The 13,661-nt window shown below is 68.3% G+C and carries 10 protein-coding genes; 7 read left to right on the top strand and 3 right to left on the bottom strand.

Translation table 11 applies throughout. The features are described 5' to 3' along the window. Window positions 1-25: 25 nt before the first annotated feature. On the bottom strand, window positions 26-1,039 hold the full coding sequence (locus ACWIGU_RS24500) for a LacI family DNA-binding transcriptional regulator (RefSeq protein ID WP_454403835.1): 1,014 nt from the start codon (window positions 1,037-1,039) through the stop codon (window positions 26-28). Window positions 1,040-1,326: 287 nt separating this feature from the next. On the opposite strand from ACWIGU_RS24500, the gene ACWIGU_RS24495 reads away from it, so the two are divergent. The 5 genes from ACWIGU_RS24495 to ACWIGU_RS24475 all read left to right on the top strand — a co-directional run bounded on the left by ACWIGU_RS24495 (window position 1,327) and on the right by ACWIGU_RS24475 (window position 7,023). Beyond that, window positions 1,327-2,253 (top strand): carbohydrate ABC transporter permease, encoded by a 927-nt coding sequence (locus ACWIGU_RS24495; RefSeq protein WP_454403834.1) that lies wholly within the window; start codon window positions 1,327-1,329, stop codon window positions 2,251-2,253. A gap of 6 nt (window positions 2,254-2,259) precedes the next feature. Beyond that, window positions 2,260-3,207 (top strand): carbohydrate ABC transporter permease, encoded by a 948-nt coding sequence (locus tag ACWIGU_RS24490; protein WP_454403833.1) that lies wholly within the window; start codon window positions 2,260-2,262, stop codon window positions 3,205-3,207. A 73-nt stretch (window positions 3,208-3,280) separates the two neighbouring features. Beyond that, window positions 3,281-4,621, top strand: a complete 1,341-nt coding sequence (locus ACWIGU_RS24485; protein ID WP_454403832.1) for an ABC transporter substrate-binding protein — start codon at window positions 3,281-3,283, stop codon at window positions 4,619-4,621. A gap of 42 nt (window positions 4,622-4,663) precedes the next feature. Continuing rightward, entirely contained in the window at window positions 4,664-6,724 is a 2,061-nt protein-coding gene (locus tag ACWIGU_RS24480) for a beta-galactosidase (RefSeq protein ID WP_454403831.1), read from the top strand. A gap of 92 nt (window positions 6,725-6,816) precedes the next feature. After that, entirely contained in the window at window positions 6,817-7,023 is a 207-nt protein-coding gene (locus ACWIGU_RS24475) for a DUF5988 family protein (protein WP_454403830.1), read from the top strand. A 52-nt stretch (window positions 7,024-7,075) separates the two neighbouring features. Here the strand turns inward: ACWIGU_RS24475 and ACWIGU_RS24470 are convergent, their stop codons facing one another. Both ACWIGU_RS24470 and ACWIGU_RS24465 read right to left on the bottom strand, forming a co-directional pair. After that, window positions 7,076-9,430: a GH92 family glycosyl hydrolase gene (locus tag ACWIGU_RS24470; RefSeq protein ID WP_454403829.1), complete on the bottom strand. Its 2,355-nt coding sequence runs from the start codon at window positions 9,428-9,430 to the stop codon at window positions 7,076-7,078. 112 nt (window positions 9,431-9,542) lie between these two features. Beyond that, a complete protein-coding gene (locus tag ACWIGU_RS24465) occupies window positions 9,543-10,928 on the bottom strand; it encodes an MFS transporter (RefSeq protein ID WP_454403828.1) in 1,386 nt (461 codons plus the stop codon). A gap of 613 nt (window positions 10,929-11,541) precedes the next feature. Between ACWIGU_RS24465 and ACWIGU_RS24460 the strand changes: the two genes are divergently transcribed. Then, on the top strand, window positions 11,542-12,189 hold the full coding sequence (locus ACWIGU_RS24460; RefSeq protein WP_454403827.1) for a helix-turn-helix domain-containing protein: 648 nt from the start codon (window positions 11,542-11,544) through the stop codon (window positions 12,187-12,189). A 165-nt stretch (window positions 12,190-12,354) separates the two neighbouring features. Then, entirely contained in the window at window positions 12,355-13,659 is a 1,305-nt protein-coding gene (locus ACWIGU_RS24455; protein WP_454403826.1) for an MFS transporter, read from the top strand. Window positions 13,660-13,661: the final 2 nt, after the last annotated feature.

Raw genomic sequence — 13,661 nt, 5'->3', positions numbered from 1 at the left:
ATCCCGCGACATGAGGGGGCGTCTCTCATCGGTGAGTCGGGATGTGCCCTCCCGCTACGGGCGGCGGCGCCGTGCTCTGCCTCACCACGAGCCGTGTGGGCACGAGCGTCGTGCCGCGCTCGGTCCCGCTCTGGCGGACCTGCCGCAACACCCCTTCCACGCAGAGGCGTCCCACCTCGGCGAAGTCCTGGTGGACGGTGGTCAGGGGCGGCAGGAACGAGCCGGACTCCGGGATGTCGTCGAAGCCGATGACGGACACGTCGCCCGGCACCTTGCGGCCCCGCTCCTGAAGTGCCCTCAGCAGGCCGAGGGCCATCTGGTCGTTGGCGACGAACACGGCCGTGCAGTCGTCCTGTTCGGCGAGTCGGAGGCCGGCGCGGTAGCCGGAATCCGCCGACCAGTCGCCGCGAACGAGCGGTGGCGTCTCGCGTCCCGCGTCGGTCAGGGCCGCGCGCCAGGCGTCGGTCCTGCGCTGTGCGGCATACGACTCCTCGGGTCCCGCGAGGTGCCACACCGTGCGGTGGCCGAGGCCGAGCAGGTGTTCCACGGCGTCGCGTGATCCGCCCGCCTGGTCGGTGTCGACGACGGTGTAGCGGTCCCCGGCGTCCGAGTCCGCCACGACGACGTTGATGTGCGGCGGCAGAGGCAGGCGGGCCGCGTCGAGGAGGTGGACCTCCATGATGACGATGACGGCGTCGACGGCGAGTTCCCCGAGCCGCGAGAAGGCGCCGCGCACCTCGTCCTGCGTGGGTACGGCGACGGGGAGCAGTGTGACCGCGTACCCCTCCTGCGCCGCCGAGGTGGCGATGGCCTCCAGCGTGCGGATGTTGCCCGTCGTGGAGAGCGTGAACGTGATGACGCCGATGGTGCGGAACTCGCCGCGCTTGAGGGCGCGTGCGGCGCTGTTGGGCCGGTAGCCGAGTTCCTTCATGGCGGCGAGCACCTGCTCCCGGGTCTCCTCGTTCACGCCGGGAAAGCCGTTCGAGACGCGGGACACGGTCTGCGACGAGACTCCGGCGACACGGGCGACGTCCGCCATGGACACGCTCTGCTTCCGGCGGGCAGCCCGGTCCGTCGTCCTTGCCCCGGATTCCGCCACGCCCTGCGGCGAGGTGCTGTCCCCTGCTGCCACCGTCTCCCTCTCCCACCGTGTCGTACGGGCCGACTCTTGACCGTCGCCTTGGGGGCAGTGTAGACATTCCGCCACCCGATGTTTACGTAAACATAACATCCAGAGGGCTTCGTGCCGTCCGTGATGTTTACGCAAACATCTCGACCCTGCGCGGCGCACGGCGCCGGTTTCGCGATGGACGAGCGAGGAACGACATGACGACGCTTCACCCGCCGGCGGCCGCCCGGCGGCGCCCGGCACAGCCGCCGGCGAGGCGGCAACGCCGGACCTGGACCGGCTGGGGCTTCATCGGCCCGTTCGCGGTGGTGTTCGCCCTGGTGTTCCTGGCCCCCCTCGCGTACTCCGTCTACCTCAGTCTCTTCCGGACCCAGCTCATCGGCGGCACTCACTTCGTGGGCCTCGACAATTACCAACAGGCCCTGCACGACGGTCAGTTCTGGGACGGTGTGGCACGCGTCGGCCTGTTCCTGCTCGTCCAGGTGCCGGTCATGCTCGGCATCGCCCTGCTCGTCGCGCTCGCTTTGGACAGCGGGCGCCTCTACGGCAAGGACTTCTTCCGGATATCCGTCTTCCTGCCGTACGCCGTGCCTGCCGTCGTCGCCTCCCTGATGTGGGGGTTCATGTACGGCACCCGCTTCGGCCTCGTCGGCGACATCAACGACGCGCTCGGCATCTCACTGCCCGACCCGCTCTCGTCCGGCCTGATCCTCGCGTCGATCGGCAACATCGTCACCTGGGAGTTCGTCGGCTACAACATGCTGATCTTCTACTCCGCGCTGCGCGTCGTCCCGCACTCCCTCTACGAGGCGGCGGAGATCGACGGTGCGGGCCAGTGGCGCGTCATATCGGCGATCAAGCTGCCGGCGATACGCGGCGCACTCGTCATCGCCACGATCTTCTCGATCATCGGCAGCTTCCAGCTGTTCAACGAGCCCGCGATCCTCCAGAAGCTCGCGCCCAACGACATCACCACCGACTACACCCCGAACTACTACACGTACTCGCTGTCCTTCTCCGGCCAGCAGCACAACTACTCCGCGACTGTCGCCATCGTCATGGGCGCGATCACCATGGCCGTCGCCTACGTCGTCCAGCTGCGCGGTATGCGCAAGGGAGCGTGACCCCCGATGACGGAGCTGACCGGAGCGACCACCACCGCCTCCCGCCCCGCGACGCCACTGAAGACCAGTGCCCCGCGACTGCGCACCACCCGCCACCTCCACACACCAAGGCGCCCCAAGCGCAGTGTCCTGCTGACGGTGCTCACCGCCGTCGTCCTGCTCTACAGCCTCCTCCCACTGGTGTGGCTGCTCATCAGCGCCACCAAGACCCAGAACGGCCTCGCCCGGTCCTTCGGCCTGTGGTTCGACGGGGATTTCGCCCTGTGGGACAACATCAGCCAGACGCTGACGTACCACGACGGCGTCTTCCTCCGCTGGCTCCTCAACACCCTGCTGTACGTGGTGGCGGGCGCGGGGGGTGCCACCCTCCTGGCGGTCCTAGGCGGCTATGCGCTCGCCAAGTTCGCCTTCCCCGGCAAGCGTGCCGTGTTCGCGGTCGTCATCGGTGCCGTCGCCGTGCCGGGCACGGCCCTCGCCGTTCCGACCTTCCTGATGTTCAGCAAGCTGGGTCTGACCGACACCCCGTGGGCGGTCATCATTCCGTCCCTCATCTCGCCGTTCAGTCTCTACCTGATGTGGGTGTTCGCCACCGAGGCGATCCCCACCGAACTCATGGAGGCCGCCCGTATCGACGGTGCGGGCGAGCTGCGCACCTTCTTCCAGGTCGCGCTGCCGCTCCTCGCACCCGGCACGGTCACCGTCCTGCTGTTCACAACGGTCGCCACCTGGAACAACTACTTCCTCCCGCTGATCATGCTGAAGGACCCCGACTGGTACCCGCTCACCCTCGGTCTCGACAGCTGGAACAAGCAGGCGTCCACGGCCGGCGGTGACGCCGTCTTCAACCTGGTCGTCACCGGGTCGCTGCTCACCATCGTGCCGCTGGTCGCGGCCTTCCTCCTGCTCCAGAAGTACTGGCAGTCCGGGCTCGCCGCCGGAAGCGTCAAGGAGTAGCCGCCGTGGGGCAGTTCCCGCGTCACCCCTGAGAAATCCCTCCGTAGGACCACGTAGAAGTGGACACATCGCCATGCCCAAGCACACCCGCCGCCTGCTGCGCGGCACCGGAATTGTCTGCGCCCTCGTCCTCGGCGCGACCGCCTGCGGCGGCTCCGACGACGACAGCTCCAGCGGGAAACATGTCTCCTCGGCCGGCCTCCGGGCGGCCCTGAAGAAGGGCGGCACCGTCACCGTGTGGGCGTGGGAGCCCACCCTGAAGCAGGTCGCCGCCGACTTCGAGAAGAAGTACCCGAAGGTCGACATCAAACTGGTCAACGCCGGCACCAACAACGACCAGTACAAGGCCCTGCAGAACGCCATCTCCGCGAAAAAGGGCGTTCCGGACGTCGCGCAGCTCGAGTACTACGCGCTCAGCCAGTACGCCCTGACCAAGTCCGTCACCGACCTGAAGCCCTACGGCGCCGACAAGCTCGCCGGCTCGTACTCGCCCGGGCCCTGGAACTCCGTGAAGTCCGGGGACGGCATCTACGGCCTGCCGATGGACTCGGGCCCGATGGCGCTCTTCTACAACAAGAAGGTCTTCGACAAGTACAAGATCGCTGTGCCGACGACGTGGGACGAGTACGTCGAAGCTGCCCGCAAGCTCCACAAGGCCGACCCGAAGGCGTACATCACGAGCGACCTGGGTGACGCCGGCCTGACCACCAGCCTTCTGTGGCAGGCCGGTTCGCACCCCTACAAGGTCGACGGCACCAAGGTCGGCATCGACTTCGCCGACGCCGGTGCGAAGAAGTACACCGAGACCTGGCAGAAGCTCATAGACGAGAAGCTCGTCGCGCCCGTCGTCGGCTGGAGCGACGACTGGTACAAGGGCCTCGGCGACGGCACCATCGCCACCCTGCCCACCGGCGCATGGATGCCTGCCAACTTCGCGTCCGGTGTGAAGGGCGCCGCCGGCGACTGGCGCGCCGCCCCGCTGCCCCAGTGGACGAAGGGCGCGAACAGCAGCGCCGAGAACGGCGGCAGCTCGCTCGCCCTGCCTCAGCTCGGCAAGAACAAGGAACTCGCCTACGCCTTCGTCGAGTACGCGAACTCCGGCGCGGGCGTGCAGACCCGCATCAAGAACGGCGCGTTCCCCGCCACGACCAAGGACCTGAACTCTCCGGCGTTCCAGAACACCGAGTTCCCGTACTTCGGCGGCCAGAAGGCCAACCAGGTCTTCGCCGAGTCCGCGAAGAACGTCCCTGCCGACTGGAAGTACCTCCCCTACCAGGTGTACGCCAACTCGATCTTCAACGACACCGTCGGCAAGGCGTACATCTCCGGCACGAAGCTGTCGCAGGGCCTCACAGTGTGGCAGGACGCCTCCGTCAAGTACGGCACGGAACAGGGCTTCACCGTCCAGAAGTAGTACCCGTCCCGCCCGCCGCACCCGCTCCACGGAAGGACCCGCATGACCGCCCCCCGTCCGTCCCGCTTCCCGTACGCACCGGGCAGCGACGGCATCCCCCACCTCGTGTACGGCGCCGACTACAACCCCGAGCAGTGGCCGCGCGAGGTGTGGGAGGAGGACGTCCGGCTGATGCGCGAGGCCGGCGTGAACACCGTCTCCCTGGCGATCTTTTCCTGGGCGCGCCTCCAACCCGCCGAGGACGCCTGGGACTTCGCGTGGCTCGACGAGGTCATGGACCTCCTGCACGCGGGCGGCATCGGTGTCGACCTGGCCACCGCCACCGCGTCCCCGCCGCCATGGCTCACCTCCGCACACCCGGAGATCCTCCCGGTGACCGCGTCCGGTGAGACGGTGTGGCCGGGGGCGCGTCAGCACTGGCGCCCCACCTCGCCCGTCTTCCGCGCCCATGCGCTGCGCCTCGTACGCGAAATGGCGACGCGCTACGCGACCCACCCGGCGCTGGTGGCATGGCATGTCAACAACGAGCTGGGCTGCCACAACATCTACGACTACTCCGACGACGCGGCCCGCGCCTTCCGCATGTGGCTCCGCCGGCGCTACACCACCCTCGATGCCCTCAACCACGCCTGGGGCACGGCCTTCTGGTCGCAGCGCTACAGCGACTGGGAGCAGATCCTGCCTCCACGGCTGGCGGCGTCGCACCCCAACCCCACCCAGCAGCTGGACTTCAAGCGGTTCTCGTCCGACGCGCTCAAGGAGCACTTGTGCGCGGAGCGGGACGTGCTGCGCGGGATCACCCCGGACATCCCGGTCACCAGCAACTTCATGGTGATGGGCGGCACCAAGGGCATGAACTACGGCGACTGGGCGGACGAGGTCGACTTCGTCTCCAACGACCACTACACACAGCCCGGTTCCCAGGACCGCGACGAGCTGTCGTTCTCCGCGAACCTCACCAGTGGTGTCGCCGGACACCGGCCGTGGTTTCTCATGGAGCACTCCACCGGCGCCGTCAACTGGCAACCGGTCAACCTCGCCAAGAAACCAGGGGAGTTGGCGCGCGACTCACTGCTGCACGTCGCGCACGGCGCCGACGCCGTGTGCTTCTTCCAGTGGCGCCAGTCGGCCGCCGGGGCCGAGAAGTACCACTCCGCGATGGTCCCGCACGCCGGTCCCGACAGTGAGGTGTTCCGCGCGGTCACGAGCCTCGGGCGGACGCTGACATCGCTGGCCCCCCTCGCGGGCGCCGCGCGCGAGCCGGCCCGGGTCGGCATCCTCTTCGACTGGGACTCGTGGTGGGCGAGCGAACAGGACTCGCACCCCACCTCCCGTCTTGACTACCGTCAGGAGGCGCTCGACTGGTACTCCGCCCTGCTCGGCCTCGGCATCCGGGCCGACGTCGTCACGCCGAAGGCCGGCCTCGGCACATACGACCTGCTGATCGCGCCTGTCCTGCACGTGGTTCCAGCGACCCTCGCCAAGGAGCTCACACGCTACGTCGAGACCGGCGGCCACCTCGTCACGACGTACTTCTCCGGTGTCGTCGACGAGAACGACCACGTCTGGCTCGGGGGTTACCCGGGCGCCCTGCGCGAACTGCTGGGCATTCGCATCGAAGAGTTCGGCCCGCTGCTGGACGGCGACACCGTCGACCTCGACAACTCCACCACCGGCAGTCTGTGGACCGACCGGATCACCGTCGACGGCCCCGACGTGGAGATCCTCGCCGGCTACCGCACCGGCACGTACGCGCTCCGCCCCGCCGTCACCCGCCGGACGGTGTGCCAGGGCTCGGCGACGTACGTCTCCACCCGCCTCGGGACCGACGGTCTCGCCACGCTGCTGCCCGAACTCCTCGCCGCGGCCGGCGTGGAGAGCGAACTTCCGGAACCTGCCCGAGGACGTGTCGAACTGGCCGTCCGGCACGACGCCGGGAGCCGCTACCTGTTCCTGGTCAACCGGACGGACGAACCCGTGCCGCTGCCCGGCCTCACCGGGGACCTCCTGGCGGGCGGAGCGGAGCGGGACGCCGGGGGAGCGCTGCTGCTCCCACCGAGGGACGTCACGGTGCTGCGCACCCCCACGTGTACGTCGAGCTGAACCGGAGCGGGCGCCGGCACCGAAAGAGGGCAGTGGCAGACGTGTCGGCGCGTCATGAAGGAGCCGGTAGGGCCTGCGGGGAAGATCGGGTCATGGTCGACGCGATGAAAGCAGTTCTCGAGGGCGGTCCTGACGATCTTCCTGAGCGGATCGTCTCCGTCTCCGAGCCCGGGCTCGACATCAAAATCCCCTTGCGCGGGGGTTACGAGCACTTCAAGGTCACAACACGTCAGGAGGAGACCTCCCAGGGCCTGTTGCCCGTGTACGAGTGGTGGGAGCGCACGGAACTGCCTGGGTAGGTTTCCGCTCGCAGCGTGCGGCCCCTGTGTGGAGGGGCCGCAGCCGACAGCGTCAGTTCTGGTTGATGGCGGGCGGGGCGGTGCTGACGCCCCAGGTCGTGGGCTTGCCGGAAAGGTCGATCTTGATCGTGCCGGAGCTGAGCAGATCCTTGTGGGAGAGCCAGCTCTGGTGCAACGTGCCCTTGCCCGTGTTCACGGAGGACACATACTGCAGCTTCGACGCGTCGGCGCCCGGTGCCTCGATGTTGATCTCGCGTCCGTGTTCGGGCCGGATCTCGACCTTTTCGAACATGGGCGCAGTGACGATGTAGTTGGCGGAGCCGGGCTGCGCCTCGAACACGCCGGCCATGGCGAAGACGAGCAACGACGACGTGGCGCCGAGGTCGTCGTTGCCGGGCATGCCGTACGCGTCGTCGGTGAAGAGCGTCCGCATCGCACGCAGCACCGCGGACGTCTTCCACGGGGCGCCGGTCCACGCGTACATCCACGGAGTGTGGAAGTCGGGCTCGTTGTTGGGGTTGAAGGCGAAGTTGTTGTGGTAGTCGTACGCGCCGCTCACCCACGACTCCGAGGCGGCCTTCGCCGGGTCGGTGAGAACGGTCGGCATGTCGAAGAACTTGTCCAGCCGCTGCTCCGCAGCCGACCGGCCGCCCATGAGACCGAAGAGGGTCTGCGGGTCCTGCTGGGCGAGCCACTGGTACTGCCATGCGGTGCCCTCGTGGAACGCGCCGGCCTGGGTGGGGTCGGGATCACCGGCGACGGTGCCGTCCTCGTTCCTGGCGACGGGGAACCCTGAGAAACCCTGCGACGTGACGCTCGGGTTCCACAGCTTGGCGAAGTTGTCGCAACGCGAGGCGAGTGTCGCGGCCTTGTCCTGGTGGCCCAGGTCGCCGGCCATCGTGGACAGCGCACAGTCGCCGAGTGCGTACTCGAGCGTGGCCGAGCCCGACTGGCGGCTGTCGCCGTACAGGTAGCCGGGCAGGTTCCGGTAGCCGACCCAGCCGTTCTTGACGTACGACGGATTGCCGTCACGGCCACGGAAGATCGACTGGTCGGCGGGGACCTCGTTGGCGTTCTTCCACAGGGCGTCGAAGAGCTGGTGCGAGGTGTGCTTGTCGAGCAGCCCGCGCTGGTAGATGTCGACGATCCACGGGGTGATGGGATCGCCGCTCATCACGTTGGTCTCGCCCCCGCCGAGCCCCCAGCGCGGCAGCCAGCCACCGTCCTGGTAGATGTGCAGCACGGACTTGGCCATGTCCGCGGCCCTGTCCGGGTTGAGCAGGGCCACCAGCTGGTTCTGCGAGCGGTAGGTGTCCCAGAGCGAGAACATTTGGTAGTACGTGGAATCAGCTCGGTGCACCTTGTCGTCGAAGCCGCGGTAGCGGTTGTCGACGTCGGAGCCGATCGAGGGGTGCAGCAGCGAGTGGTAGAGCGCGCTGTAGTACGTGCGCTGGTCGGCGGTGCTGCCGCCGGCCACGCGCATCCGGTTCAGCTCGCCCCGCCAGGCGTCGTGCGCGCCGGCGCGGGCCTTGTCGAACGACTTGGGCTGCTCGGCCCCGCGGTTGAGGCGCGCGCCGTCGACCGAGGTGTAGGACAGGCCCACCGACGTACCGACCTGCTCGCCCTTGGCCGGGTCGAACGTCAGCCAGGCACCGGCGCGCTTGGTGCCGCGCGACGCTTCACGCTGGTTCGGCGTGAGGGTGCCGTCGGTCCAGGTGCCGAACTTCGAGAACGTCCGGTCGAACTTGGCGCTGAAATAGACCCGGTAGCGCTCCTTGCCGGTCTCGCCGCAGAAGTTGCCGCCCTGGACCCAGCCTTCCACGATGTCGTTGCCGACCACCTTGACATCGCCGGCGTAGGTGCTGCCGTTGCTCTCGCCGGCCTCGATGAGCACGTTCTCGGAGCCTGATCCGCCGGGGTAGGTGTAGCGGTGCTGGCCGGTCCGCTGCGTGGCGGAGAGCTCGGCCTTGATGCCGTTGTCGAACTTCACGCCGTAGTAGCCGGGCGCGCGGGTCTCGTTGTCATGACGGAACTTCGCACCGTACTGCGCCGGGTCGGACGAGGTGACCGCACCGGTGGTCGGCATGAACCGGATGTTGCCCATCGTCTGGCAGCCGACGCCCGACAAATGCGTGTGACTGAAGCCGAGGATGGTGTCCTGCGCGTAGTCGTACGAGGCGTACTTGTTCAGCTGCGTGTCAGGGCTCAGCTGCACCATGCCGAACGGCGCGGCCGCGCCCGGGAAGGTGGTCCCGTCACCGTTGTTGCCGATCGATGTGTCGACCAGCGTGGTGGGGTCATCAGCGAACTTCGCTCCCTGCCCCTCGGCGTTCGCGACGCCGGCGGGGGCCGTGGCCATAGTGGTGACGATCAACAAGGCGGTGAACACGCGTCTCAGCGCTCTCATCGCGATCCTCTCGTACGACAACGTTGTCAATTCAGTACCTGTCGATCTTTGCCCTTCCGGTGTCGTTCCGTCAATCCATCGTCTTGCGCGGCCGGTTGGGCGTGGTGAGGGTTCAGATGGCGTCCAGCGCCAGCCCCTTCGTCTTGGGGCCGAGGAGCCCCACGTTGAGGCACAGCAGCACCATGAGTGCGGCGGAGCCGGCGAACACCGCGGTCGCGCCGAGGTCGTCGAGGACACTCAGTGCGACGAACGGCAGGATCACGGAGACCAGCCGCGACAGTGAGTAGGCGATGCCGATGGCGCTGCTGCGCAGGTTGGTGGGGAAGATTTCGGCCTGGTAGACGTGAAACGCGTTGGAGAAGACGTTGCTGCAGAGTGTCAGCAGGAAGCCGCTTCCTACGATCAGCCAGGCCGCGTCGGCGAACCCGAACAGGACGCCGAAGAAGGCCTGGCCGAGGGCGGCGACGACGATGAGGGTGCGGCGCTCGAACCGCTCGATGAGCGGAATCGACAGAGCGGAACCCAGCGGGTAGCCGCAGAAGCTGAGCGCCGCGTACCCGAGCGAGGCGGTCGTCGAGTGGCCCTTGGCGGCGAGGACGACGGGGGCCAGAGAGCCGAAACCGTAGTAGCCGACGGTCTGCAGGACCTGGAAGATCCACCACATGACGGTGCGGCGGCGGTAGGGCGGCTGGAACATCCGGCGCAGTGGAACCCGCACGGTGGGGACCGCATCGGTCTCGGCTTCGGCCTTTCGTGGCGCGGGGCGTGTACCAGCAGTTCCCGGTTCGTTGACGGTCTCGATGTGCGCGACGATGGCCTCGGCCTCCGCGCGCCGTCCCTTTGCCTCCAGCCATCGCGGGGACTCGGGGAGAGTGCGCCGCATCCATTGGATGCAGAAGGCGCCGAACGCGCCCGCCACCAGCAGCCAGCGCCATCCGGAGACCCCGGCGATCTCGTGCTCGGCCACCAGGCGCGCGCCGAGGAGCGCCGCCAGTGGCACACCGAGGAACCCGACGGTGTAGGCCCAGGCGATGTAGCGTCCGCGCACGGCCGTCGGCAGCAGCTCGGAGAGGTACGTGTCGACGAGCACGAGTTCGGCGCCGAGCCCGAGTCCGGCGAGGAACCGGGCCGCGATGAGCCAGTTCACGTCGGGCGCGGCGGCGCACAGCAGGGAGAACGCGGAGTACGTGGCGAGGTTGACCAGGAACATCCGGCGTCGGCCGAAACGGTCGGCGAGGAGTGACATGACGTTGGCGCCGACGAACATCCCCAGGAATCCGGCGGCGATGATCCACGACTTCTGGGTCTGGGTCAGATGCCAGGGCTCGGTGAGCGCGGCGGCGAGTACACCGCCGAGGAACACCTCGTAGAGGTCGAAGAAGGCACCGATGCCGACGATCGCCGTGAGCCGTCGGTGCCAGGGGCCGGGCCGCAGGCCCTCGAGGCGGCGGGACACCGGTGAGGGAGAGCCGGTGGTGGAGGGGGTGGTTTGCGTCATGCGCCTGTCAGCTCCTTTCAAATGTCTGCAAGGTACATGCATACGATGCGACGTGACCATGGTCGTGAGGTGGCCGGATGCCGGACCCGCGGCCGTCGCGACGGGCTGTCCGGCGGGGTGTGTGAAGCGCGGGCGATGCGGCGCGGGCCGAAGGGTCTTACGGATCACGGGAGTTGTCGCCGTCTCGGTGCTGCCGCGCGGCTGCTCGGCGAGCGATCCGGACCGGACGAAGGCGTGGCGGCGGAACCTGCCAGGACGTGAGGGCCGCAGGCAGTGCGACGGATGACCGTCGGCTGGGCGTGCCTGCCGCGGGTGAACTCGTCGAGGCCCTTTGTCCATGTTCCGCAAGCCGACAGGATCGACCGTCTGATCCGGGATCAGCTCGGCGAGGACATGTTCCGCTCCATCTCCCTTCCCGGTGCCGGGACCTGAGCGCTGTGCCGTAAACGATCTAGAGGTCCGCGGACCCTCCGGGCGGATCGGCGCAGCGCCTCGCCCAGTCGCCCCAGGCTCTCGTCAAGTGGCCCTGTGCTGCTGGTTCTCAGTGGGATGACCGCCCGGCCGCGAAGTTTGAGCAGGAGGGCTTGTTTTCACCATCGTGAAGGTCTTCAATATGTCGCAGGCGAGCATCCCCCAGGGACAGGCGGAGACCGTGCACGAAACCGACACACCGATGCCGGGCGGCCGGCCGGACCTCGATGTGATGGCCGCGACGGTTGGCCTGCAGATCAAGGCCCTGCGCAAGCAGGCCGGTCTGACTCTGGACGAGCTCAGCCGCCGGTCCGGTATCAGTACCGGTCTGATCAGTCAGGTCGAGCGGGGAAAGGGAAATCCCTCCTTCGCAAGCCTGGTGCAGATCGCGCACGGCCTGGACGTCGCGATCGGGCGGCTGTTCCATCTCGCCGAGCAGGTCAGCCCGGTGGTCCGTGCCCATGAGCGCCGCAGCCTCGTCTTCCATGGCTCGGACGCGGCGGACGGCGACCGCTTCGAACTGCTCAGCCCTTCACTCAACGGTGCGCTGGAAGTCCTGTGGGTGGTCACCCAGCCGGGCCACGACACCAGCGCCACCCCCTTCCGTCACAACGGCGAGGAGTTCGGCATCGTGCTCTCGGGGGTGAAGGACGTCTATCTCGACGGCGTCCGTCACCGGCTCGAGGCGGGCGACTCCATCACCTACTCGTGCAGCACGCCTCACTGGTACGTCAACCCCGGTGACGAGCCCGCCACTTCGATCTGGGTGATCACTCCGCCCAGCTGGTAGGAACGGGCCCCGCCCGGTCCCCGTCCCCAACGCCCCGGCCGCAGGCCCGGGCGCCGGTACCGCACGGCCTCGTTCCGTGCGCCTCCTCCAACGCCCCGGCCGCAGGCCCGGGTGCCGGTACCGCACGGCGTCAGTCCGTGCGCCTTCCCCATGAGGTGCCCCGCTATGGCATCGCTCATCGGCAGAACCCCTGTCGCCACCGGAAACCCCTCCCTCTCCCACCGTCGCGCTCTCCTGGCACTAGGCGGCGGCAACGCCGTCGAGTGGTACGACTGGATGGTCTACGGGCTGCTGGCCTCCTACATAGGTCCGCTCTACTTCCCGTCCGGCAGCTCCGTGTCCGAGACCATGTCCGCCCTGGCCGTCTTCGCGGTCGGGTTCGCCGCCCGGCCGCTCGGTGCGATCGTCTTCGGCACCCTGGCCGACCGGATCGGCCGGCGCGCGGTCATGCTCTTCTCCATCGGCTCCATGGTGGTGTCCAGCCTGGTCATCGCGCTCCTTCCCAGCCATGCGAGCATCGGCGTCTGGGCCGGTGTCATCCTGCTGGCCAGCCGCATCCTGCAGGGGCTGTCCACCGGCATCGAGGCGCCGCTCAACTCCGCTTACATCGTGGAACTGGCACCCGAGGGCAGGACCGCCCGGTTCGGCACCACCATCAGCATCTACGTCCAAGTCGGCATCGTCGGTGCGTCGCTGGTCTGCTTCCTGACCAGCTCGGTGATCGCGCCCGACGCCATGGCCTCCTGGGGCTGGCGCATCCCGTTCGCGGTCGGCGCCGTCGGCGGCCTGGTCTTCCTGTGGCTGCGCCGCGCTCTTCCAGAGACGCTGCACACCGCGGGCGAGAAGCAGGCCGAGCCGGCCCGGGTGGGCCAGGTCTGGGCCGAGGTCTGGCGGCACCGCCTTGCGCTCCTGACGATCATCTTCGTCGTGGCCGCCGCCCAGGCGATCCAGTACACCTGGACCACCGGACTGCCCAACCTGGCCCGCTCGGCCCATCACGAGAACGCGGACCACGTCTTCCTGGTCTCCACTCTCGCCGGGATCTGCGTCGCCGTGCTCTATCCGCTGGTCGGCCGGCTCGCCGACAGCAAGCGGATCTCCCGTACCTTCATCGCGTCCCGGCTCGCCGTGGTGCCGGTGATCTTCATCGTGCTCGCCTACCAGCGGCCCGGCATGGCGATGTTCACCGTGGTGATGCTCGTCGGCGCTCCGGTGCTGGCCTTCACCATGGGCCTCTACAACACCGTCGCCGCCACGTTGATGCCGACCGGTTGCCGGGTCACCGGCGTCGGCCTCGGCTACGCGATCGGCGTGGCCGGCTTCGGCGGCACCGCCCCCTACCTCCTGCTGTGGCTCCAGGACCACGGCGCCGGCTGGGCGTTCCCCGTCTACGGCGCGGTCCTGTGCCTGCTCAGCGTCCTGCTCTACGTGCTCGTCCTCCGCCGCGGCGCCGTCCGCGTCGGGAACTGAAA

It is taken from the genome of Streptomyces sp. NPDC055400 (assembly GCF_053644375.1).
Note: the sequence above shows the minus strand (reverse complement) of the source record. Positions and strands in the feature narration are given on the sequence as shown.

Coding starts and splice junctions, on each gene's coding strand:
- ACWIGU_RS24500 (WP_454403835.1), bottom strand. CDS start 1,039: ATGGCGGACGTCGCCCGTGTCGCCGGAGTCTCGTCGCAGACCGTGTCC.
- ACWIGU_RS24495 (WP_454403834.1), top strand. CDS start 1,327: ATGACGACGCTTCACCCGCCGGCGGCCGCCCGGCGGCGCCCGGCACAG.
- ACWIGU_RS24490 (WP_454403833.1), top strand. CDS start 2,260: ATGACGGAGCTGACCGGAGCGACCACCACCGCCTCCCGCCCCGCGACG.
- ACWIGU_RS24485 (WP_454403832.1), top strand. CDS start 3,281: ATGCCCAAGCACACCCGCCGCCTGCTGCGCGGCACCGGAATTGTCTGC.
- ACWIGU_RS24480 (WP_454403831.1), top strand. CDS start 4,664: ATGACCGCCCCCCGTCCGTCCCGCTTCCCGTACGCACCGGGCAGCGAC.
- ACWIGU_RS24475 (WP_454403830.1), top strand. CDS start 6,817: ATGGTCGACGCGATGAAAGCAGTTCTCGAGGGCGGTCCTGACGATCTT.
- ACWIGU_RS24470 (WP_454403829.1), bottom strand. CDS start 9,430: ATGAGAGCGCTGAGACGCGTGTTCACCGCCTTGTTGATCGTCACCACT.
- ACWIGU_RS24465 (WP_454403828.1), bottom strand. CDS start 10,928: ATGACGCAAACCACCCCCTCCACCACCGGCTCTCCCTCACCGGTGTCC.
- ACWIGU_RS24460 (WP_454403827.1), top strand. CDS start 11,542: ATGTCGCAGGCGAGCATCCCCCAGGGACAGGCGGAGACCGTGCACGAA.
- ACWIGU_RS24455 (WP_454403826.1), top strand. CDS start 12,355: ATGGCATCGCTCATCGGCAGAACCCCTGTCGCCACCGGAAACCCCTCC.